Source organism: Actinophytocola algeriensis (assembly GCF_014203735.1).
Lineage (GTDB): Bacteria > Actinomycetota > Actinomycetes > Mycobacteriales > Pseudonocardiaceae > Actinophytocola > Actinophytocola algeriensis.
This window is the reverse complement of record NZ_JACHJQ010000012.1, coordinates 109,781-132,689: the sequence shown is the minus strand read 5'-3', so window position 1 is coordinate 132,689 and position 22,909 is coordinate 109,781. Positions and strand designations below refer to the sequence as shown.

The window sequence follows — 22,909 nt, the reverse complement described above, 5'->3', positions numbered from 1 at the left end:
CGCCGTCCATGATGGACACCCCGACTCCCCCCGTAAGCGACCGACGAACCCGGTCGAGTCGCGCGCGCGATCATAGAGCCGACCACCATGCTGCCGTGTCGGCCGAACGCCCCTCATCGCGAACAGCCGCGATGTCCTGCGACACAGTCGTTTCGCGCCACAGCACGAAACGCCCGGACACGGTCACGGAACCTTCACGGGCGGCGCGATTCACCCCGGATCTGTCGGTGCGCCCCGCTACCGTGTGCCCGCGGTCGGAGGAAGTACGGCAGGAGAGAGTGGAACGTGCGGCGTCTGGAGTACATCGGCGGTGGCTCGGCGAAGTTCTGGGAGGGGGTGGTGCAGGGCAACGACGTGGTCGTTTCCTGGGGGCGGATAGGCACCGACGGGCAGTCCAAGCGCAAGGAGTTCGGGTCCGCGGCGGCCGCGGCGGCGTTCCTCGCCAAGCAGGCCGACGACAAGATCAAGAAGGGCTACGCCGACGCGGGCACGGCCACGGCGCCCGCTGTCCCGGCCCGGGAACCGGCGGCGGAGGCACCGGCGGCGGGGAAACCGGCACCGGCACCAGGGGGGACGGGGCCCGACGAGGACACCTTCGACCCGCCCTCGGGTCTGGTCCGGATGGCGTACGCCCGACGTGACCAGGGCAAACCCCGCTACCGTCCGGCCGAGGACGCCCATGCTGAGGCCGGCCAGCTGGTGCACAGGTACCGGAGCAGGATCGACCTCGTGCTCGACGCGGCGGGCACCGATGAGCGGATCGCCGCCGCCGCACGCGCGCACCTCGGCGGCACGCCGGACCCGCTGGGCGCCGCGGCCGTGCTGTTCATGGTCGGCATGCACACCAGCTACTACGACAGGGACAAGGTCGTCCGGATCGGGCAACAGTGGCTGGCCGACCACGGCCTGCTGTTCGCGGTCGAGGCGTCGATGCGGACGGCGACGTTCACCTTCGGGAGCACCAACTCCAGGTCGGGCGCCATCAACCTGCGCCACACGACCGACAGCGAGCACCTGCCGTGGCGCTGGGCAGGGCCGGACGTGCTCGGCGAGATGCGCACGGCGCTCGCGGCGGCGGCCGACGACGAGTACGCGCGCGCCGTCGCCACGATCGGTGCGCTCCGCACGGACGCCAACACCCGGCTCGTCGCGGCGTTCCTGGCACCGACCGAGACCGCGTGGGTGGACGAGCTGCCCGCCGACGCCGACCACCTCGACCGCGTGCTGACCTCGCTGTACCTGTCCGCCGTGTACCGCGTGGACCAGCTCGACGACCTCCCGTTCGCAGGCCACGCGATCCAGTTCCAGTCCAGGACGCTGCCGACGCTCGTGCGCACCATCGGCCCGCCGATCGCGCCGATCCTCGCGCGGTGGTCCGAGAACGCCGAGAACGACGTGCGCAAGCGCCTGCTCGCGGCGATCGTCGCGATGCCGACCGACGACGCGTTCCGGTCGCTGGTCGCCCATGCCGGCAAGGCGCCGTACCGGGCCGCGCTGCAGGAGGCCGTGCCGCGCTACCCGGTGCGCGCCACCCGGCTGCTGGCCGAGGCCGCTGCCGAGGGCGACCAGGTGGCGGTCGAACTGCTGCGCGCCCACCTGCTGGCACGGCCCGAGCTGCTCGACGACATCGTGCCGTCGCTGCCCGAGGCGGCCAGGGACGCCGCGCTCGCCACCCAGGAGGGCGTGGTCCTGCTGCCCGAAGCACCCGCTGACCTGCTGCCTCCCGTACTGGCCAGTCCGCCGTGGACCCGCGAGCGCACGGCGGCGCCACCGGTGGTGCTGAACGGCCTGACCGTGCCCGCGCCGACCCGCGTCGTGTGGGCGGACGGAGAACAGGCACACGGCCTCGCGCTGCGGGCGCGGATCGCGTTCGACCGCCACACGGAGCCGGGCACGGACTGGGTGGACGAGCTGGAGCGGTACACGCGGAACGACTGGGTGATGCGCTCGGTGCTGCTGCACGCACCGGTCGAACTGGCCCTGCCGGTGCTCAAGACCTGGCAACCCAAGCTGATCTACGACGCCGAGGGGTGGGGTACCGCCCTGCTGGCCCGGTTCGACGCCGAAGCCGTCCCCTCGGTCATCTCGGCGGTGACCACGAGCAACGGGCAGGACGCCATCAAGGCGCTCGTACCGGTGCTGGACATCGAGGTGGCGACGATCATGGCGACGGCGCTGGTGCGGCGGCGGGCGGCCCGGCCGATCGTGCGGTCCTGGCTGCTGCGGCACGGCCTCGCGACACTGCCCTACCTGCTGCCCGCCGCGCTCGGCAAGGCGGGCAAGACCCGCGACGTGGCGGAGACGGCACTGCGCGCGCTCGCCGCGCACGAGGGCACCGACGACGTGGTCGCCGAGACGAAGCGGCTCGCCGGTGAGGAGGCCGAGGACGGGGTGGCCCGGATCCTCGCCACGGACCCGCTCGAACTGCTGCCGAGGAAACTGCCGGTCCCCGGCGCCTGGGCCGACCCGGCCGCCCTCCCGCAGATCCGCCTGCGGGACGAGGAGGTCGCGCTCCCCCGCGCCTCGACCGCCGACGTGCTGACCATGTTCGCGCTCGGCAAACCCGACGAGCCCTACGGTGGGGTCGCACAGGTCGCCGAGGCGTGCGATCCGGCGTCGCTCGCCGAGTTCGGGTGGACGGTGTTCGAGGCGTGGCGCAAGGCGGGCATGCCGTCCAAGGACGGCTGGGCACTCGTCGCGCTGGCCGCGGTGGGCGACGACGAGACCGTGCGGCGGCTCTCGCCGATCATCCGCGCCTGGCCGGGTGAGGGCGGGCACGCCCGCGCGGTCACCGGCCTGGACGTCCTCGCCGAGATCGGCACCGACGTGGCCCTCATGCACCTCAACGGCATCGCGCAGAAGGTCAAGTTCGCCGGGCTCAAGCAACGCGCCAAGGAGAAGATCGAGCTGGTCGCGGCCAACCTCGGCCTGACAGCGGAGCAGCTCGCCGACCGGCTCGTGCCCGACCTCGGGCTGGCAGCGGACGGCACGCTGGTCCTCGACTACGGCCCGAGGAAGTTCGTCGTCGGCTTCGACGAGGCGCTGCGGCCGACCGTGTCCGACGAGGACGGCACCCGCCGCAAGGCGCTGCCCAAGCCGGGCGCGAAGGACGACCAGGACCTCGCGACCGCCGCCTACCAGCGCTTCGCCGGGCTGAAGAAGGACGTCCGCACCCTCGCGAGCGACCAGATCACGCGACTGGAGCGGGCCATGGTGTCGGGGCGCCGGTGGAGCCACGAGGACTTCGCCACCTACTTCTCCGGGCACCCGCTGCTCTGGCACGTCGTGCGCAGGCTCGTGTGGGGCGTCTACGACACCGACGGCACGCTCGTCGGCGCGTTCCGGCTGGCCGAGGACCGCACCCTCGCCGACGCAGGCGACGACACCTACACCCCGCCAGAGGGCACGACTGTCGGCGTCGCACACCCGATCCACCTCGGCGACGCGCTGGCCACGTGGGCGGAGGTGTTCGCCGACTACGAGATCCTGCAACCGTTCCCGCAGCTCGGCAGGCCCGTCCTGGCGCTGACCGACGAGGAGCGCACCGCGCTGACGCTGGCGCGGTTCGACAAGACCACGGTCAGCGTCGGCCGCGTCCTCGGTCTCACCAAACGCGGCTGGGAACGCACCGCGCCACAGGACGGTGGCGTCGAGGCCGGTGTGGTCAAGCCACTCGCGGACGGCTGGTTCGGGGTCATCGAGCTGGAGGAGGGCATCGTCGCGGGCGAGCCCACCATGCTCGGCGAGAACCAGGAGATCCGGCGCGTGTTCCTGTCCACCGACCACGACGGCTGGTGGGGCACGGAACGCACCCCGTTCAGCACGCTCGACCCGGTGTCGGCGAGCGAGCTGCTGGCCGACCTGACCGAACTGGTGAGCGCCAAGTGACCGCGAAGGACGACCTGCAGCGCCCGCCCGCTGAGGTCCGGTTCGCCGACGACCTGACCCGGCTGCGGGAACAGGACACCGCGCCCCGGCCGCCCGGCTGGGCGCTGAGCCTCGACGCGGCCCGCCGGTTCGTGGTCGGCGACGCCAAGCTGGGCGTGCGCAACAAGTTCGTCGGCGACCCGTCCCTTGTGGACCGTGCGCTGGTCACCCTCGCCACCAGCCGCGGCCTGCTGCTCGTCGGTGAGCCGGGCACGGCGAAGTCGCTGCTGTCGGAGCTGATCGCGACCGCGGTGAGCGGGGTGTCGACGCTGACCATCCAGGGCGGCGCGGCCACCACCGAGGACCAGATCCGCTACTCGTGGAACTACGCGATGCTCGTCGCGGAAGGGCCGTCGACCCGGTCACTGGTGCCCGCGCCGCTGCTGCGCGGCATGTCCGAGGGCAAGGTGATCCGGTTCGAGGAGATCACCCGCTGCCCGCTCGAAGTGCAGGACTCGCTGCTGTCGCCGCTGTCCGACCGGGTGCTGGCGATCCCGGAGCTGACCGGGCCGGACGCGATGGTGTTCGCCAAGGACGGGTTCAACGTCATCGCTACCGCCAACACCCGCGACCGGGGCGTCAACGAGATGAGCGCCGCGCTCAAGCGCCGCTTCAACTTCGAGACCGTGTTCCCGATTCCCGACCTGGACACCGAGCTCGCGCTGGTGGAGACGGAGTCGGCGGAGCTGTTGCGCCGCTCCGGGGTGCCGGTCGCGCAACGCAGGGACGTGCTCGAGGTCCTGGTCACCACGTTCCGCGAGCTGCGTGGGGGCACCGGACGCGGCGGCGGCGAACGACTGTCCACTGTGCTCAGCACGGCGGAGGCGGTGTCGGTCGCGCACGCCGTCGGGTTGCGTGGCTGGTACCTGCGCGGCGAGGCGGGGTCGGCCGAGGACATCGTCGAGTGCCTCGCCGGGACGGCCGCGAAGGACAGCCCGGACGACCTCGCGAAGCTGCGCCGCTACCTGGAGCACGACGCGGCCCGCCGCAAGCACACGCAGGCGTGGGCCGACCTGCACGGCGCCCGGCTGCGGCTGCCCGGCTGATGGCGGCACCGGTACACGCGGCTCCGGTCCACGTCATCGGGGTCCGGCACCACAGCCCGGCGTGTGCGCGGCTGGTGCGCGAGACGATCGCCGCGCACCGGCCAGCGCACGTGCTGATCGAGGGTCCCGCCGACTTCTCCGGCCGGATCGGCGAGCTGCTGCTCGGGCACACCCCGCCAGTGGCGATCTTCAGCTACGTGCGCGACGCCACCCGCAACCGGCTGTCGTGGGCCCCGTTCTGCGACTACTCCCCCGAGTGGATCGCGCTCACCGACGGGCACGCGGCGGGCGCCGACGTGCGGTTCATCGACCTGCCCTGCTGGCGTGCGAGCGAGACCGGGGCGAAGTCCGAGAACGTCTACGCCGACGCGGAACGCCGCTACGCCGAGGCGTCGGAGCGGCTGTGCCGCGCGTTCGCGGTGGACAACGTCGACGTGCTGTGGGACCACCTGGTCGAGGCACACCCGCACGACGGGCTCGCGGAGCGGCTCGCCACGTACTTCGACCTGGTGCGTGGCGAAGCGGACGCCGGACGCGAGGACACCGCCCGCGAGGAGTACATGGCGCGGTGGATCGCGGCGGCGGCCGCGCGGGACGACGGACCGGTCGTCGCGGTGGTCGGCGGTTTCCACCGCCCCGCCCTGCTGGCCAGGCTCGCGACCGCCGCCCCGGACCCGGCATGGCCCGAGGTGCCGGACGTGCCTGCGGACACCGAGGTCGGCAGCTACCTGGTGCCCTACTCCAACCGCAGACTCGACGCGTTCACCGGCTACGCCTCCGGGATGCCCTCCCCCGGCTACTACCAGAGGCTCTGGGAGTCCGGCCAGGAGGACGCGGCGACCGGGCTCGTCGCCGACGTGGTGACGCGGCTGCGGGCCCGCCGCCAGCCGGTGTCCACAGCGGACCTGATCTCGGCGAAGGCGCTCGGCGTGGGGCTCGCCGCGTTGCGCGGGCACCCGCACCCGGCCCGCACCGACGTGCTGGACGGGCTGGTCAGCGCGCTCGTGTCGGACGCGCTGGAGCAGCCGCTGCCGTGGTCGGCACGTGGCCCGCTCACAGCGGGCGCGCACCCGGTCGTGGTGGAGATGGTCGCCGCGCTGACCGGTGACCGCACGGGCCGCCTGCACCCGGACACCCCGGCGCCGCCCCTGGTCGGCGCGGTCGCCGCGGAGCTGGCCGCGCTCGGCCTCGACGGCGACCGGGACGTCCGGCTCGACCTCACCGACGGCACCGACCTGTACCGCAGCCGCGTCCTGCACCGGCTGCGGGTGCTCGGCATCCCCGGTGTGGCACGGAAGTCCGGGCCGTCGGCCGGCCGGGACGCGTCCGCGGCCGAGCGCTGGCAGCTCACCGGCTCCGATCACCGCGAGGCCGCGCTCATCGAGGCGGCCGCCCGCGGCGGCACCCTGCCGGACGCGGCCGCGGCCACGCTCGCCGCCCTGGCCGATGGCCGCGACGACGTGGGCGCACTCGCCGGACTGCTCTACGACGCGGCGCTGTGCGGGCTCGCGGACCTCGCCGGTGACCTGACCACACGGGTCGCCGCCGGGGTGCGGTCGGCGCGGGAGCTGGGACCGCTCGGTGCGGCGCTGCGGGTCGCTCTCGGGCTGTGGCGGCACGACCGGCTGCTCGGCACCGCGGGCAGCCCGCTGCTGGGCGCGGTCGTCACCACCGCGACCACGCGCGCGCTGTGGCTGGCCGAAGGCGTACGCGGCGGTGACGTCCCCGCAGAACCGGCGCGGCTGCGTGCGCTCGCCGCGGTCCGCGACGCGGTCCGCGACGGTGGTGCCGCGCTCGACCTCGACAGGGCGACGGCTGTCGGTGTCGGCGGCCGGCTGTTCGCGAACCAGGACGTGCCACCGGACCTGCGTGGCGCCGGGCTCGGCCTGTGCTGGGCGCTCGGCGAGCCGGTGGCCGCAGCCGACGCCGTGCCACGGTCGCCATCGGTGCTCGGTGACTGGCTCGCCGGGCTGTTCGCGGTGGCCCGCGAAGAGGTGCTGGCCGACGACGGCCTCACGTCGGTGCTCGACGAGCTGGTCAGCGCGTTGTCCGCGCACGACTTCCTGGTGGCGCTGCCCGCGCTGCGGCAGGCGTTCGAGTTCTTCCCGCCCGCCGAACGGGAGCGGTTCGCGACCGCGCTGGTGGCACGCCGCGGCGGCGAGGGGTCCGGGCGCGCACTGCTGCGGGTGCGGACCGACCCGGTGCTGGTGGCCGGCGGCGCGGCCATCGAGGAGGCGATCGACGAGATGCTCACGCGGGCGGGGTTGGCGGACCTGTGAACAGTGGAACCGGGGACAGCGCACCCATGACGGACCTGGAGCGCTGGCGGCTGGTGCTCGGCGCACCCGCGGCGGGCATGACCGGGCTCGACGGCGACGCGGCGGACATGGACGCGGCCCTGTCCTGGCTGTACGGCCGCGATCCCGAACTGGCCGGCCGCGGGGTGCGCGCAGGTGGCAGCGAGGACTCGTCCGTCACGCCGGTCGACTGGCTCGACGACGTGCACCGCCTGTTCCCCACGGAAACCGTCGAACGGCTGGAACGGGACGCGGTCGAGCGCTACGACATCCACGAGATCGTCACCGACCCGGACGTGCTGGCGCGGGTCGAACCGAACCCCGCCCTGCTGCGGGCGGTGCTGCGCACCAAGCACCTGATGAACCCCGACGTGCTGGCGCTCGCGCGCCGGATCGTCGCCGAGGTCGTGCGGGAGCTGATGGCCCGCCTGGCGACCGAGGTGCGGCGCGGGCTGACCGGCACGCGGCTGCGCACGCCGAGCAACTTCCGGCAGGCACGCGACTTCGACTTCCGCGGCACCGTGCGCGCCAACCTCGCGCACTACCAGCCGGAACAGAAACGGTTGCTGATCGAGCGGCCGCGGTTCACCTCGCGCGGGCGGCGGCACACCCAGCCGTGGCAGCTGGTGCTGCTGGTCGACCAGTCGGGCTCGATGGTGGACTCGGTGATCCACTCGGCGGTGACCGCGGCCTGCCTGTGGGGCGTGCCGGGGTTGCGCACCCACCTCGTCGCGTTCGACACGAACGTCGTCGACCTGACCTCAGACGTGACCGACCCGGTGGAGCTGCTGATGAAGGTGCAGCTCGGCGGCGGCACCGACATCGCGCGGGCAGTCCGCTACGGCGCGGACCTCGTGGACGCGCCGAGGCGGGCGATCGTCGCCATCGTGTCCGACTTCTACGAGGGCGGGGACGACGGCGCGCTGGTGCGCACCGTGGCCGGGCTGGTCGGGCAGGGCACCCACGTGCTGTGCCTCGCCGCACTGGACGACACCGCGAACCCCGACTACGACCGCGTTCTCGGGCAACGGCTCGCCGACGTCGGCGCCCACGTCGGCGCGATGACGCCGGGCCACCTGGCCGAGTTCGTGGCGGAGAGGATCGGCCGGTGAGGACCGACCTGCTCGCGCTCACGACCGACGCCCTCGCGGGCCTCGCGAACCGCGGCCTGGTCAAACGCGCCACCCGCGACCTCGACGGCGTCCCACCGGTGACGTCGGCCGGCGACGGCACGGTCGAGGCGAGTTTCGCCGACGGCGCGAAGGTGACGCTGCCACCCGGCCACGGCCTGGACACGGCGGACTGCACGTGCGGCGCGCCCGGGATCTGCAGGCACCGCATCGGTGCCGTGCTCGCCTACCAGCGCGACCACGCGTCCATTCCGGACACCGCGGGCACTCCGGGCACTCCGGACGCCGCGGTCCCGGCGGGCTGGCCGGGGTCGGTGACCGACGAGGAACTGACCGACCGGTTCGGTACCCGCACCATGACAGCGGCCCGGCGCATGGTGGGTGGTGGGCTCACCGCCCGGGTGCGCAGGCAGGCCATGACCGTGGAGACGCCGTCGGCAACGGTGCGCTTCCTGGTGCCCGGCGAGCTGGGTTTCGTCGACTGCGACGCCCGCGCGGAGTCCCGGGACGCGCTGGTCGTCGTCGCCGTGTGGGCGTGCCGCCACGCCGACGCGCACGAGCCGGACGACCACGACGTGACCGTCGACCTCACCGGACAGGCGGATCGGCAGCCGGTCCCGGCGGCGATGGCGGGGGTGGCGGCGACGGCCGGTGAGCTGCTGCGCACCGGCGTCGTGTCCGCCGACGAGGTCCTGGTCGCGGCTCTGCGCAGGGAACACGCGGCGTGCGAGCGCGCGAACCTGCGCTGGCCGGCCGCGGCGCTCGCGGAACTGGTCGAACAGCTCACGGCCTACGGCACGCGGTCCGCCCAGCACGACCCGGTGCGGGTCGCCGAGCTGATCGCGGAACTGCACGCCCGCCACCACGCGGCCGGGCGGGCGCCGTCGCGGGTGCTGGGCACCGACGAGCCGGCGGAGACGCCGCTGCGGCAGGTGCGCCTGGTGGCGCTGGGCTGCCGTGTCGGTCGCGCCACCGGCGAGGACGACACCGAGGACGCGGACACCGCCGAGGTGTTCCTCGCCCACCCCGGCACCGAGACGGTGCTGGCCGTGCGGCACCGCTGGGCAGGGCGCACGGGCGCGATCGCGTCCCGCAGGATCGCGGGCACGACACTCGAGTCGCTCGCCGCGGGCAACGTGGTCAGCGAGGCGGCGGTGCGCAGCGCGGGCCGGGTGGTGCGGTTCGGTGCGGGCAGACTGGCCCGCACGACCATCAGCCCGCTGGGCGGGTCGTGGACAGAGCTGCCGCGTGCGCTGCGGCCCTCGGTGACCGAGGCACTGGCACAGTTGACCGGCCTGCCGCCGAGGGTGGTGCGACCGAGGGTCGCGGCCGAACTGGTCCGCGTCATGCCGGTGACGGAGGTGCGCCAGGTCCGCTACGACGCGGGCGCGCAACGACTCGATGCCGTCGTGGCGGACTCCGACGGCGCCGCCGCGACGGTCAGCCTGACCCACCGAGCGGCCGCACCCGGCGCCCTCGACGCGCTGGCGGACGCGCTGGCCCGCGACCCGGTCGAGGTGAGTGGCGCGATCCGCCGGGCACACGGCGGCCTGGTCATCGAGCCGTATGCCGTGCACACCGCCGACGGGGTGGTCGTACCCGACCTCGCCACCCCGACCGGCGCGGTCCCACCTCCCACCGGCCAAGCGAATCCCGACCCGCTGGCCGCCGCGATCGAGAACGCCATGGCACTCCTCGCCGAAGCGGCCCACCGCGGCCTCACCCGCCTGCCACCCACCATCGCCACCCGGGCCACCCCGATCGCCGACGCACTGAGGCGCACCGGGCTGACCCGCTGTGCCGAGGCCGTCGACGCCTGGTCCACGAACCCGGCCGACCCAGTCACGTGGCTACGCGCCGAGACCCGCCTCCTCACCGCCGGCGAACTGCACTGACGCGCCGCGGGGCCGGGACGGAGCCCAGGCCGTCAGGCGTGGTCGCGTGCCGGCGCCTTGAGCTTGGCCGCGAGGCGTTCGGGTTTGGGCCAGCGGACCCGGTAGACCCAGCCGAGCTTCTCGAACACCCAGATCAGCCGTGCCGAGATGTCGAGCTGGCCGCGCCGCACGCCGTGCCGGGCGCAGGTCGGGTCGGCGTGGTGGGAGTTGTGCCAGGACTCGCCCATGGAGGCGATGGCCAGCGGCCAGAAGTTGGCCGACTTGTCGCGTGCCTCGTAGGGCCGGTCACCGATCATGTGGCAGATGGAGTTGACCGACCAGGTGACGTGGTGCAGCAGCGCAACCCGGACCAGGCTGGCCCAGAAGAACGCGGTGACCGCACCCCACCAGGACATCGTGATCAGTCCGCCCAGCACGGCGGGCACGACGAGGGTGGCGACGGTGAGCACCGGGAAGAGCCGGTCGACCCGCCGGATGTCGCGGTCGGCGAGCAGGTCGGGCGCGAAACGGACGGCGTTGGTCTGCTCGCGTTCGAACATCCAGCCCATGTGCGCGTGCCAGAAACCCTTCGCGAGCGCGACCGGGCCGGTGCCGAACAACCACGGCGAGTGCGGGTCGCCCTCCTTGTCGGCGTAGGCGTGGTGGCGGCGGTGGTCGGCGACCCAGCCCACGACCGGTCCCTGCATCGCCATGCTGCCCACGACGGCCAGCGCCACCCGCAAACCCCTCTTGGCCTTGAACGAGCCGTGCGTGAAGTACCGGTGGAAGCCGACGGTCACGCCGAGGCAGGTGAACGTGTAGAAGAACAGGGCGAGGCCGACATCCACCCAGCCAAGGCCCCATCCCCAGGCGAACGGCACGGCCGCGACCAGGGCGAGGAGCGGCACGATCGCGAACAGCTTCACCAGCGCCAGCTGCCCGTCGGACTTCTCGCCGGCGAGCATCGGCTCCGGTCCGTCACGTCTGTCCGCCGCGGGCTGAGGGAGAGTGGTGGTCATGTGCTGTACCTCCGGTAACCGGATGTGCGTGGGCCACTGGGGGCTTGGACACACTTCGGGTTACACGGAACGGGCGCCTCAAACGCGGTCGTGTCATGCGGCGCCAAGACCGTCCAGGTGGCGGTGACCGGCGCGGACACGCCTTGCCGGGATGGTCTCGCCATCCCGTCGTGCGGTCAGGTGCCCGACTGCGCCGTCATCTCGTCCAGTGCCGCGCGGAAGACGTCCGGTGTCGCGCCGAAGAAGCCCTCCAGGGGGTGCATCAGCTGCCACGAGACGTACATCGTGGCGCTGAGCGTCACGGTCAGCAGCACCATCAGGACGAGGTTGGCCGGGCGCCTGCTCAACCCGAAGATCAGTGGGAAGGCGATCATCAGCACGGCGCCGAAAGCGGTGCCGACCAGCAGCGCGATCGTGAACGCGTCGGTGGAGGTCGCCATGGCCACGCGGGCCCGGTGGTGCTCGTCGATCGTGCGCAGGTTCTGCAGCGCCTGTTTCCGTGCTTCCGCGACGACTTCCGCGTCGATCGGCAGGGCGGTCACCGCGGCGCGCAGCGCGACGATCGTGTCGGCGACCTCAGGCTCGTCGCGTCCGTCGGTGAGCGCGGGCCATTCGCGGTCGGCGACCTGCCTCGCGTACTGGCTCAGCAGGGTCCGGACGGCGTCGGCGTCCGGCTGCGGGACGACCGCCATCTGCCAGTAGGTGTCGAGCACGGCATCGGACTCGGCGGTCGCGTGGCTGTCGAGGTCCGCGCCGTTCTGCCACGCGAACACGACGAAGAACGCCAGCACGACGGTGAACATCGCGCAGAGGACGCCGCCGACGAACGAGACGGAGTCGCTGTCGTACTCCTCGCTCCGCGCCCGCGCGCGCCGTCCGGCCAGGACGGTCACCACGATGACGAGGAGGAGCGGGAGGACGAAGAAGACGGCGATGTCGAAGGCCACGGTTCACATTCGGGTCAGCGGGTCTGCCGGTTCACGAACGACGCTAGTGCACCTCGTCGCCACATCAAGGCGGCCGATGACGAGTTGACTCCATCGGGTGACCGTGCCGCGAAGTCCGCTCCGGAGAGGGTACGAAGTCCTTACGACGAAAGGATAAGGTTCCGTGCGCAGACCGATCGGGGTGCTCGCGGTGGCGGCGCTGCTCACGCTGGTCGCCCCGCCGATACCGGCCGCACCCGAAGCTCCGGAATGGACCGTCGCGTTCGACGACGACGTACCGGGCGACCTCGTGCTCGTTGGCAACACCGTCACGGCGTGTCCCGCGGCCGCGACGGCGTGCCGGGCCGCGGAGGACACCGGGAGCGGCGCGCTGAACAACGACCACCCGATGGTGTGGGTGGATACCGACGACGACCCGCGCACGGTCACCTCGTCCTCGGCGGCGCTCGACATCCCCGCCGGGGCGCGGATCGTGCACGCGACGCTGTCGTGGGCAGGCACGCTGCCCGACGGCTCCGGTCCGTGCGCGCGCACGGGGACCTGGCCGCCGGGGTCACCCGCGTCGGTCGTGTTGTCGGTGGCCGGCGCCGCCGCTCCGCTGTCCGCCCCGGTCACGGCGGGCGCGGCGCCACCAAGGTCGGACCGCTGGTACAGCGCGCACGCGGACGTGACCGACCGGTTCGCGGCCACGACGGGACCGGTCGCGCTGACCGTCGGCGGCGTGTGGACCGGCCGGGGCCACGACTGCGCGGGCGGCTGGTCGATGTCCGCGGTGTGGTCGCACGATGGCGCACCCCGCCACCGCGTGGTCGTCCACACCGGACACGCCAGTGTGGGCAGCGGGCCCGCGCACGTCCTGCTGCACCCGCCCGGCCTGCGGATCGCGGGCGGGACGCCCAGGCTCGGCGTGGTCGCGCTGGAAGGCGACCAGGGCATCGGCGGCGACGCGCTCGTGGTGAACGGGAGTCCGCGGCCGGAGCCGACGGGCACCGGCAGCCAGGACAACTTCTTCGTGGCCGGCGCGACCGGCGCCCGCGCTCCCGCGCACCGCAACAACATGAGCGTGGACGCGAAGACCGTCGAACTGACCGGCGTGCGACCAGGGGTGACGAGCGTCGACGTCGTCGCGACAGCAGGACCCGACCACTACCTGCTGCACGTGCTCGCACTGTCGGTCCCGCTGCCCGGCATCGCGCTGGTGACCGACGTGGACCGCCCGGTCGCCCACGCGGGCGAGGCGATCACCCAACGGGCGGTCGTCACCAACACCGGCGGCGTGCCGCTGCACGGCACCTCGGTGACGTTCGGGCTCGACCCGGCCTGCGCGAAGGACGTCGGCCCGCTGGGCCCCGGCGAGCACGCCGAGGTCGCCTGCACCGGCCCCGCGGTCACCGGCGCGCTGACGGCGTCCGCCGCCGCGACGGATCCGGCAGGCGGTGCGCTCACGGCGACGGCCACCACGACCACCCGCGTCATCAGGCCGGCGCTCGCGTTGCGGATCGGCACACCGCACGACGTCGTGCTGGCCGGTGAGGTCGTGACCCACCGGGTCGTCGTCACCAACTCCGGCGACGCGGCACTGTCCTCGGTGCGGCTGGCGGGTCTCGGCTGCGCGGGCGAGGTGGCGGCCACCCTGATTCCGGGCTCCTCGGCCACGACCGACTGCTTGACGCCCGCGACCACCGCACCCGTGACGGCCACCGCACTCGACGAGCTCGGCGCCCCGGTCACCGCGACCACCGGTGTGCCGTACCGGATCGTGCGCGCCGACCTGGACATCGACGTGACGGTACCGCCGGGCCCGATCGCGCCGGGCGACGTGGTGACACTGACCGTGCGCGTGCGCAACACCGGCGACGTCACGCTCACCGACCTCGTCGTGACCGGCGAACCCGCCGAGTGCGGTCGGCCACTGCCCGACCTCGCGCCAGGGGCGGCCACCGTTTACACGTGCCGGCTGGTGGTGGACGGGCCGGTGACCGTCGCGCTCGTCGTGTCGGGCACCCCGGCGTTGCCGGGCAGGCCAACCGGTGCGGTGGCCGCCGTCCACCGCACCACGACCGTGGCGGTGGCACCGGGAAACCCGTTGCCGGACATCGCGTCCCGGGCACCTGAACCCGCGACACCGGCACCAGCACGGGTTCCGGCACCAGCATCGGTACCGGAGCACGAACTCGCCGACGGGGGCCCGCTGCGGTCGCCTCTCACCCCCGCGGTCATCGCGGTGCTCGGTGTGCTCGTGATGACGGTCAGCCTCGGTGGGCTGTCGTCCGCGGCCCGACGAGTGCGGTGACCCTCCGCTACTTGAGTCGCACTCTGGGTTAGGGACCGTGCGGGGGACGGCGGGTGCCGACGACACAGGGTGGCCACACTCTCGGCGGACAACTAGTGAATCCCGCACAGTCCACACTTTCCGGGCAAGTCGACGCAGAATTCCTGCCGCCTCGCTACCGCGTTGCTAAATTCACATCGGGAAGCGCCGACAAATCGAGGAGGAGTCATGAACACAAATTCCTCGCCGGGGCCGCGGTTATCGCCGCCACAATCAGTTTGGCAACCGCTGTGCCGGCCGCCGCGGAATCCGAACCGGGGAGAGTCATCGTCTTCTCGACGGAAGTCACAGAAGTGGCCGTATGGGAAGATCCGGATGGCTGCGTGAAATTGCCCATCGACGCGCACGTGCTCATCAACCAGACCGACAAGGACGTCTTGATCTACGGTGACCCGTTCTGCCTCACGCCCGGGTTGACCGTGGCCCCGGGGTTCGGCTCGCACGTCGCCCCGGGCTCCGGTTCGTTCTCGGTCGTCAGGTGACGGCCGAGCACGAACTGCTCGTGGTCGGCCTCGGGTACGTGGGCATCCCGCTCGCCCTCCGGGCGTGCCGGGCGGGCCTGCGCACCGCGGGACTGGACGTCGACCCCTCGGTCGTCGACACGCTCGCCGCCGCGCGTTCCCACGTGGCGGGCGTGTCCGACGAAGACATCGCCGAACTGCGCCTCCTCGGGTTCGCCGCGGGCACAGCCCCGTCGGTGATCGCGTCCGCCGAGACCGTGGTGATCTGCGTACCCACCGGGCTCACCGCCGATCGGACCCCTGACCTCGGTCCGCTCCGGGCGGCGAGCAGAACCGTCGGTGCGCACCTGCGAACCGGCACGCTCGTCGTGGTGGAGTCGACCAGCCACCCCGGCACGACCGAGGAGGTCGTGCTGCCGATCCTCGAACGGGAGAGCGGGCTGCGGGCGGGCGAGGACTTCTACCTCGCGTTCGCGCCCGAACGGATCGACCCGGGCAACGAGCGGTTCGGCCTGGGCAACACCCCGAAGGTCGTCGGCGGGCACACCCCGTTGTGCGCCAAGTACTGCGCCGCTTTCTACGGCCGGTTCGTCGACACCGTGGTGGTCGCGCGGGGCACGCGGGAGGCCGAGCTCGCCAAGCTGCTCGAGAACACCTACCGCCGCGACCTGGAACCGGCCAAACTACCGGAACGCCTCCTGCTCCTCCCCGAACTTCCCTTGGGCCCCACGGGAAAGGTCTGCCGCGCGACCCTGACGACGCTCGCGACGGCGGCGCACCCTCCTTCGGGCAGGAGTTCCCGGGTCATGGACCGCGGCGCCGACATCCCCGTAGGTGAGCGCGCGTCGCGAAGCCGGTCCGCCACCGCGTCGACCGGCCGCACCTCTGGCTGACAGGGCAACCGCCTCTGTCGAGAAACCGTTACACACGGCGGACGGCGCACGCACATTCAGCGCCGATCGTGGTCGTCATGAACGGACCACGCGCCATCCCGCTCCGGCCCCGTGACCGGCTGTTCGCCGAGGTCGCGCCGGTGCTCGCCGTGCTCCTGCCGGCCGTGGTGACGACCTCGGAGATCCGCAGTGGCCTGCACGCGAGGTGAAGAGGGACGCTGGGAAGGACGTCTCCAGGCCGCGCGGCTGCGTGCCTTCGTCGGACGGAAGGAGGAGCTCGCTGCCTTCGACGAGGCGCTGTGCGGTGGCGGCGGCAGGGTGCTGTTCGTGCACGGCCCCGGCGGCGTCGGCAAGTCGGCGCTGCTGAGCTGCGTCGCCCAGCGGGCCGCGGAGGCCGGTCGCACCGTGCTGACGCTGGACGCGCGGGTGCTCGACCCGTCCCCGGCGGCCGTCATCGCCGCGACCGGGTCGGTGCTCGCCGGCGAACGCGCGGTGCTGCTGATCGACAGCTTCGAGCGCATCCACCACCTGGAGAGCTGGCTTCGCGAGCGGTTCCTGCCGGCGCTGCCGGTCGGTGCGCTGGTCGTGGTGGCCGGGCGCACACCCCCGGACATGACGTGGCGGGCCGACCCGGGCTGGGCCGGCATGGTGCAGGTCATCGGGCTGGGCGACCTGGAACCCATGGACGCCGGCGCACTGCTGGACTCCCGCGGCGTGGCCGGTGAAATGCGTGATCCGCTGCTCGCCTTCGCAGGCGGGCACCCGCTCGCCCTGTCGCTCGGGGCCGCGGCGGCGACCGGCGACAGCGCCGCGGGCGCCCGCTGGGCGCCCACCCACGACGTGGTCGCCACCCTGCTCGACCAGCTCGTCGGTGACGTGCCCAGCCCGGCGCACCGGCACGCACTGGAGGTCTGCGCGCACACGTACCGGTCCACGCAGGAGGTGCTGCGGGCGGTGCTGCCCGACGAGGACGCGGCGGCGCTGTTCTCCTGGCTGCGGCGGCTGCCGTTCGTCGAGTCGAGCCCGCTCGGGTTGTACCCGCACGACGTCGTGCGCGAGATCGTCGAAGCCGACCTGCGCTGGCGCGACCCGCGGGGGTACGCCGACCTGCACCGGCGCGTCAAGGCCCACCTCACACAGCAGATCCACGCCGCGGCCGACGCGGACGTGCTCTGGGCCGTCGGCTCGCTGTTCTACCTGCACCGCGACGAAAGCCGGGCACCGGCGCCGCACGCCTGGCGCGGTGCGGGTGAGATCGTCGAGGACGTCTTCCGCCCCGAGGACGCCGAGGACCTGCTGCGCCTGGCCACCGAGTGGGACGAGGTGGCCACCGTCTCCCACTGGATGACCAGGCAGCCGCAGGCGTTCCGCCTCTACCGGTACACCGCGAACGGCGAACTGGCGGGCGCGGGCGCCTGGCTCCGCCTGGAGTCGGAGACGGAGGCGCATGCGGACCCGGTCGTCGCCTCGGCCTGGGCCGACGCCCGCGCCGGCGCTCCGCTGCGGCGCGGCGAACACCTGGCCGTCTACCGGACCTGGGTGCGCGAGCACCAGTTCGGCAGGTCGCCGGTGATGACCCTGATCCGGTGGCGGGCCGTGGGCTGGATCCTGCGCTCGGAACGCCTGGCCTGGTCGTTCATGGCCGGCCGCGGTGACGACCCCGCAGGCGGTCGGTTCCTGCCCGCCCACGACTGGCGGACGGTGCCTGCGCGGGTCTGGCTCGACCGGCTGTTGTCGGCAGGCGCGCAGGAGGCCCCGGAGAGGCACGAACCGGAGCTGGTGGTGCTGTCGCAGGAGGAGTTCACCGACGCCGTCCGCAAGGCGCTGCGTCACCTGTCGAAATCCGGGGAGCTGGCCGCCAACCCCCTCACCCGCAGCAGGCTGCTCGCCGGCCGGGCCGACCCCGCCGACGCCCTGCGCGAGCTGCTCGAGGACGGCATCCGCGACCTGGGCCGGGATCCGCGGGCCGGCAAGCCGCATCGCGCCCTCGACGTCACCTACCTGCGCGGCGCCCCCACCCAGGAGGCCGCCGCCGAGCGTCTCGGTCTGTCCTTCAGCACCTACCGCCGTCACCTGATCGCCGGCGTCGAACGCATAGCCGACGACCTGTGGCGCCGCGAGGTGCACGGGTCGACCTGAGGCGGTCAGCGGACCAGGGCGAAGGCGGCTGCCGCTTCCGCGTGCAGCCGCGCGCTCGGCAGCAACGGGATGGCGGTGTCCTTGTCGGTGATCAGCAGCTCGATCTCCGTGCAGCCGAGTATGACGGCCTCGGCGCCCCGGGCGGCCAGGCCCGCGATCGTCCGCACGAACGCGTCCCTGGACGATGGCGACAGCACCCCGCGCACCAGCTCGTCGAAGATCACCCGGTGGACCAGCTCGCGCTCGTCGCGCCCGGGGACCACCACCTCGAAGCCGTGCCCGGCCAGCCGGTCGGAGTAGAAGGACTCCTCCATGGTGAAGCGGGTGCCCAGCAGACCCACCTTGCGCATCCCCCTGGCGCTGACCTCGGCGCCCACGGCGTCGGCGATGTGCAGCACCGGCACGCTCGCCGCCCGCTCCACCTCGTCGTTCACCCGGCTGAAGGTGTTGCTGCAGACGAGGAGCAGTTCGGCGCCCATGGCCTCCAGCCGGGCGCCAGCGCCCGCGAGCAGCTCGCCCACCTCGCCCCACCGGCCCGCGAAGATGAGGTCCTCGACGGTCGTGTAGTCGACCGACCAGATCAGGCTGTTGGCGGAATGGCTGCCGCCGAGGCGCTCACGCACCCGCTGGTTGATGATCTGGTAGTAGATGACCGTCGATTCCCAGCTCAACCCGCCGATGAGCCCGATAGTGCGCATGGCCGGCAGGTTAGGCGGGGACGCTGTTCGTTTCGCAGACCAAAAACTGCCCGAGTACTGCTCGTGGAATGACCAGAAATTGAGCAGTGAATGCGCTGGCAACCGATCAGCCGGACCGCCGACACTTCCCGGGTGATCATGACTGAACGCCTGCGCGTGGCCGTGCTGGCAGGCGGGCCATCTGCCGAGCACGAGGTGTCGCTCCAGTCCGCGCAGGCGGTGCTCGACGCACTGCCGAGGGAGCGGTACGACCCCGTCCTCGTCGTCATCGACCGGCAGGGCAGGTGGTCGCTGGAGCTGCGCAGAGGCGTGGTGGACAGCGAGATCGACATCGTCTTCCCCGTGCTGCACGGCCCGTTCGGCGAGGACGGTGTCGTTCAGGGACACCTGGAGGCGCTGGGCCTGCCGTACGTGGGTTGCGGCGTCCTGGCCTCGGCCGTGGCGATGGACAAGACCGCGATGCGGCGGGCGTTCCGGGCAGAAGGCATCCCGATGACCCCGCACGTCTGGTTCACCGAGCACGACTGGCACACCACGACCGACCGCGCGGGCCTCGTGAAGTCCCTCGACTGGCCGCTGTACGTCAAACCGGCCAACATGGGCTCCTCCATCGGCATCTCCCGCGTCACCTCCATGGCGGAACTGCACACGGGCGTCGAGACGGCCTTCCGCCACGACCGGGTGGTCGTCGTCGAGCAGGGCGTCATCGCCCGCGAGCTGACCTGCGGAGTGCTCGGCGACCACGACACCCCGGCTGCCTCGGTCGCCGTCGAGCTCAACGTCCGCGGCGACTGGCTCGACTACGAGGGCAAATACCTCAGCGACCACGAGCTCGCCACCGTGCCCGCCCCGCTGCCCGAAGCGATCGCCGACGAGGTGCGGGCGCTGTCCCTGCACGCCTACCGGGCGATCGGCGGTTACGGCCTGGCACGGGTCGACTTCCTCTACGAGGAGCACACGGGCCGCCTGTACGTACTGGAGATCAACACGATGCCCGGCTTCACCGCTCGTTCCGTCTACGCCAGAGGCTGGGAGGCAGGCGGGCTCTCGTACCCGGACCTGCTGAGCCGTCTCATCGACCTGGGGCTCGCGAGGAGCGGCGCGTGATCCCGATGACGCTGGCCGAGATCGCCCGCGTCCTGGACGCGAGCCTGGACGGCGTGCCCGACCCGGCCGCGCCGGTGACGGGGCCGTCGGCGGTCGACTCGCGCGAGGTGGTGCCCGGCGGCCTGTTCGCGGCGACGGTCGGCGCCCGCGTCGACGGTCACGACTACGCGGCCAAGGCGGTCGCCGACGGCGCCGTGGCCGTGCTGGCCGCCCGCCCGGTCGGGGTGCCCGCGATCGTGGTGGCGGACGTGCAGGCGGCACTCGGCGTGCTGGCCAGGCACGTACTCGAACGCCTCGACTGCACGGTGATCGCCCTGACCGGCTCCGTGGGCAAGACCACGACCAAGGACCTCCTGGCCCAGGTACTCGAACGGTACGCGCCGACGGTCTCGACCGACCGCTCGTTCAACAACGAGCTCGGGCTGCCGCTCACCGTGCTGCGGGCCGATGCCGGGACCCGGTATCTGGTGCTGGAGATGGGCGCGGGCAGGAAGGGTGACCTGACGTACCTGACCGGGATCGCGCCGCCGCAGGTGAGCCTGGTGCTCAACGTCGGCGCCGCGCACGTGTCGCGCATGGGCGGCGGGCTGGCGGACGTGGCCGAGGCCAAGGGCGAGCTGGTGGCGGCCCTGCCGCCGGACGGGCACGCGCTGCTCAACGCGGACGACCCGTATGTCGTGGCCATGGCGGCGCGCACCACAGCGCGGGTCCTGTTGTACGGCAGGTCGCCGGGCGCCGGGGTGCGGGCCGAGGAGGTGTGCCTCGGCGACGGGGCCCGGCCCTCGTTCGACCTGGTGACGCCGTCGGGCCGGGCCCGGGTCGCACTCGACCTCATCGGCGAGCACCAGGTGGCCAACGCGCTGGGCGCCGCCGCGGCCGCCACCACGCTGGGGTTGTCCGCCGACGAGATCGCCGCCGGGCTGAACGCGGCAACGCGCCGCTCGTCGGGCCGCTTCGAGATCACCGACCGGCCGGACGGCGTCACCGTCATCAACGACGCCTACAACGCCAACCCGGAATCCATGCGAGCCGGGCTGCACGCGTTCAGCGCGCTGGCCGGTGACCGCCGCACCATCGCGGTGCTCGGTGCGATGGGGCAGCAGGCCGACGCGTCGCTGGCCCGGCACGAGCAGGTGGGCAGGCTGGTGGCCGACCTCGGCATCGACGTGCTGATCGCGGTCGGCGACGGCGATCCACTGGCCATGGCGCGGGCGGCGTCCGGCTCGCGGGTCGCGGTGCACACGGCCGAGGACGTGGCCGGAGCCACCAGGGTGGCCACCGCGCTGATCGCGCCAGGAGACGTGGTGTTCGTCAAGGCGTCCAGCGAGTACGGGCTGGGTGCCTGTGCGCGTGCGCTGTCCGCGCGCTGAGAGCACTGGCAAGCGCGGGTCTGGTCCGCACGCCGGGTGTCAGAACTCCAGGCCCGAGTACGCGTTCAGCGCGGGCTGGCCACCGAGGTGTGCGTACAGCACGCGGGAGTCGCGGCTGATCTCGCCGGTGGTCACCAGGTCGATCAGACCGGCCATCGACTTGCCCTCGTAGACCGGGTCGGTGATCATCGCCTCGGTTCTGGCGGCGAGTTTCATGGCCGCGATCGTCTGGTCGTCCGGGACGCCGTAGATGCCCGCGTGGTAGCGCTCGTCCAGTTCGACGTCGTCGTCCGACACGGACGAGCCGCGCAGTCCGGCGGTCTGCTTGGCGATCCGGCGGACCGCGTCCAGGGTCTCGGCGGGTTTGGCCGAGGCGTCGATGCCGATCACCCGCCGCTTGCGGTCCTGCCCGGCGAAGCCCGCCACCATGCCCGCCTGGGTGCTGCCGGTGACCGAGCAGACGATGACGGTGTCGAAGAAGACGCCCTGCTCGCGCTCCTGCTGTCGCACCTCGTCGGCCCAGTCGGCGAAGCCGAGGCCGCCGAGCGGGTGGTCCGACGCGCCGGCCGGGATGGAATACGGTGTGCCGCCCGCGGCCAGCACGTCGTCGAGCGCGCGCTGCCAGGACTCCTTGACCTCGATGCCGAAGCCGGACGGGTCACGCCGGATGTCGGCACCCATCAGCCTGCTCAGCTGGATGTTGCCGACCCGGTCGTAACCCCGGTCCTCCCATTCGACCCACTTCTCCTGCACCAGCACGCACTTCAGCCCCGCCCGCGCGGCGGCGGCCGCGACCTGCCTGGTGTGGTTGGACTGCACGCCGCCGATCGACACGAGTGTGTCGCAGCCCTGCGCGAGCGCGTCCGCGACGAGGTACTCGAGCTTGCGGGTCTTGTTGCCCCCGAAGGCGAGCGCTGAGTTGAGGTCCTCGCGTTTGGCCCACAGCTCGGCGCCGCCCAGGTGCGCGGTGAGGCGTTCCAGCGGGTGGATCGGGGATGGGCCGAGCAGCAGCGGGTAGCGCTCGAAGGTCATGGGTTCTTCTCCTCCATCAGGACCGCCAGGTTCGCCCAGTTCCGCTCGGCGAGTTCTGCCGCGAGGGTGGCGTCACCGGCTTCGCACGCGGCGACGATCCGCTCGTGCATCGGGGCCGAGTCCCTGCCTAGCGGCGACCGGAAGTAGAGGTAGATCGCGCGGTGCAGCAACGGTGTGTACCTGCGGATCGTCGCCGCGACGGCCGTGTTCGCACAGGCCAGCACCGGCACGCCGTGGAAGTCGTCGTCGCAGGCGATGGCGTCTTCCAGCGCACCGGTGTCCACCGCGGCCGCGAACCGGGCGTTGGCCGCACGCATCGCGTCCAGGTGCGCCGCGGTGAGCCGGGGCACCGCGAGCCGCGTGGCCAGCCCGTGCATCGACTGCACGACCGCGTGCGCGTCCCGGACCGCGTCGGCGTCCATCGGTGTGACCCGCGTGTAGCTGTGCGGCTTGGACTCGATCAGGCCCTCGTCCGCGAGCCTGGCGAGCGCCTCCCGGACCGGCGTCCGGGACAGGCCCATCCGGGCGGCCAGCTCCACGTCCTTCACCGGCGTACCCGGCGCCAGCTCCCCCACCACGATCGCCCGCCGGATGGCCCCGAGCGCCTGATCACTGAGACGCACCCGGTCCACCCGAC

Annotated in this window: 17 protein-coding genes; 12 read left to right on the top strand and 5 right to left on the bottom strand. The window is 72.8% G+C overall.

The genetic code is table 11. The annotated features are described in order from the left end of the window. Positions 1–285: 285 nt before the first annotated feature. Genes FHR82_RS42000 through FHR82_RS41980 form a run of 5 tightly spaced genes read left to right on the top strand, consistent with a single transcriptional unit; the run spans position 286 to position 10,295 of the window. A complete protein-coding gene (locus tag FHR82_RS42000) occupies positions 286–3,888 on the top strand; it encodes a DUF4132 domain-containing protein (RefSeq protein WP_184816278.1) in 3,603 nt (1,200 codons plus the stop codon). Continuing rightward, on the top strand, positions 3,885–4,973 hold the full coding sequence (locus tag FHR82_RS41995; RefSeq protein ID WP_311771545.1) for an ATP-binding protein: 1,089 nt from the start codon (positions 3,885–3,887) through the stop codon (positions 4,971–4,973). Before FHR82_RS42000 ends, FHR82_RS41995 begins: the two co-directional genes overlap by 4 nt. Then, a complete protein-coding gene (locus FHR82_RS41990) occupies positions 4,973–7,252 on the top strand; it encodes a DUF5682 family protein (protein ID WP_184816277.1) in 2,280 nt (759 codons plus the stop codon). The genes FHR82_RS41995 and FHR82_RS41990 overlap by 1 nt, the downstream gene beginning before the upstream one ends. A gap of 26 nt (positions 7,253–7,278) precedes the next feature. Then, positions 7,279–8,382, top strand: a complete 1,104-nt coding sequence (locus FHR82_RS41985) for a VWA domain-containing protein (protein ID WP_184816276.1) — start codon at positions 7,279–7,281, stop codon at positions 8,380–8,382. Further along, positions 8,379–10,295, top strand: a complete 1,917-nt coding sequence (locus FHR82_RS41980) for a YehQ family protein (protein ID WP_184816275.1) — start codon at positions 8,379–8,381, stop codon at positions 10,293–10,295. Before FHR82_RS41985 ends, FHR82_RS41980 begins: the two co-directional genes overlap by 4 nt. A 32-nt stretch (positions 10,296–10,327) precedes the next feature. Here FHR82_RS41980 and FHR82_RS41975 read toward each other — a convergent pair whose 3' ends face one another. Further along, entirely contained in the window at positions 10,328–11,293 is a 966-nt protein-coding gene (locus FHR82_RS41975) for an acyl-CoA desaturase (RefSeq protein ID WP_184816274.1), read from the bottom strand. Positions 11,294–11,469: 176 nt separating this feature from the next. Continuing rightward, entirely contained in the window at positions 11,470–12,240 is a 771-nt protein-coding gene (locus tag FHR82_RS41970; protein ID WP_311771544.1) for a bestrophin-like domain, read from the bottom strand. 163 nt (positions 12,241–12,403) lie between these two features. Between FHR82_RS41970 and FHR82_RS41965 the strand changes: the two genes are divergently transcribed. From FHR82_RS41965 to FHR82_RS41950, 5 genes are all read left to right on the top strand, one after another. Then, positions 12,404–14,533, top strand: a complete 2,130-nt coding sequence (locus FHR82_RS41965) for a hypothetical protein (protein WP_184816273.1) — start codon at positions 12,404–12,406, stop codon at positions 14,531–14,533. A 95-nt stretch (positions 14,534–14,628) separates the two neighbouring features. Further along, positions 14,629–15,054 (top strand): hypothetical protein, encoded by a 426-nt coding sequence (locus FHR82_RS41960; protein ID WP_311771543.1) that lies wholly within the window; start codon positions 14,629–14,631, stop codon positions 15,052–15,054. Continuing rightward, positions 15,051–15,926 carry a nucleotide sugar dehydrogenase gene (locus tag FHR82_RS41955; RefSeq protein WP_311771542.1) on the top strand — a complete coding sequence of 292 codons (876 nt, stop codon included), beginning with the start codon at positions 15,051–15,053 and terminating at the stop codon, positions 15,924–15,926. Before FHR82_RS41960 ends, FHR82_RS41955 begins: the two co-directional genes overlap by 4 nt. A 77-nt stretch (positions 15,927–16,003) precedes the next feature. Continuing rightward, a complete protein-coding gene (locus tag FHR82_RS46990) occupies positions 16,004–16,135 on the top strand; it encodes a hypothetical protein (RefSeq protein WP_260418197.1) in 132 nt (43 codons plus the stop codon). Then, positions 16,116–18,065, top strand: coding sequence for an AAA family ATPase (locus tag FHR82_RS41950; RefSeq protein ID WP_184816272.1), 1,950 nt, complete (start codon positions 16,116–16,118; stop codon positions 18,063–18,065). Before FHR82_RS46990 ends, FHR82_RS41950 begins: the two co-directional genes overlap by 20 nt. Positions 18,066–18,070: 5 nt before the next feature. Here FHR82_RS41950 and FHR82_RS41945 read toward each other — a convergent pair whose 3' ends face one another. After that, the gene (locus FHR82_RS41945) at positions 18,071–18,763 is read right to left on the bottom strand and encodes an aspartate/glutamate racemase family protein (RefSeq protein ID WP_184816271.1); all 693 of its coding nucleotides are present in this window, start codon (positions 18,761–18,763) and stop codon (positions 18,071–18,073) included. A 138-nt stretch (positions 18,764–18,901) separates the two neighbouring features. Here FHR82_RS41945 and FHR82_RS41940 point away from each other — a divergent pair, with 138 nt between their 5' ends. Both FHR82_RS41940 and FHR82_RS41935 read left to right on the top strand, forming a co-directional pair. Continuing rightward, complete coding sequence (locus FHR82_RS41940) at positions 18,902–19,870, top strand: D-alanine--D-alanine ligase family protein (RefSeq protein WP_184816321.1); 969 nt, start codon at positions 18,902–18,904, stop codon at positions 19,868–19,870. 5 nt (positions 19,871–19,875) lie between these two features. Then, positions 19,876–21,240 carry a UDP-N-acetylmuramoyl-tripeptide--D-alanyl-D-alanine ligase gene (locus tag FHR82_RS41935; RefSeq protein ID WP_221464974.1) on the top strand — a complete coding sequence of 455 codons (1,365 nt, stop codon included), beginning with the start codon at positions 19,876–19,878 and terminating at the stop codon, positions 21,238–21,240. A gap of 39 nt (positions 21,241–21,279) precedes the next feature. On the opposite strand, the gene FHR82_RS41930 is transcribed toward FHR82_RS41935, so the two are convergent. Together FHR82_RS41930 and FHR82_RS41925 are read right to left on the bottom strand one after the other, a co-directional pair. Beyond that, positions 21,280–22,272 carry a 1-aminocyclopropane-1-carboxylate deaminase gene (locus FHR82_RS41930; RefSeq protein ID WP_184816269.1) on the bottom strand — a complete coding sequence of 331 codons (993 nt, stop codon included), beginning with the start codon at positions 22,270–22,272 and terminating at the stop codon, positions 21,280–21,282. Next, positions 22,269–22,904: a GntR family transcriptional regulator gene (locus FHR82_RS41925; protein ID WP_311771541.1), complete on the bottom strand. Its 636-nt coding sequence runs from the start codon at positions 22,902–22,904 to the stop codon at positions 22,269–22,271. Before FHR82_RS41925 ends, FHR82_RS41930 begins: the two co-directional genes overlap by 4 nt. Between the last annotated feature and the right edge of the window lie 5 nt (positions 22,905–22,909).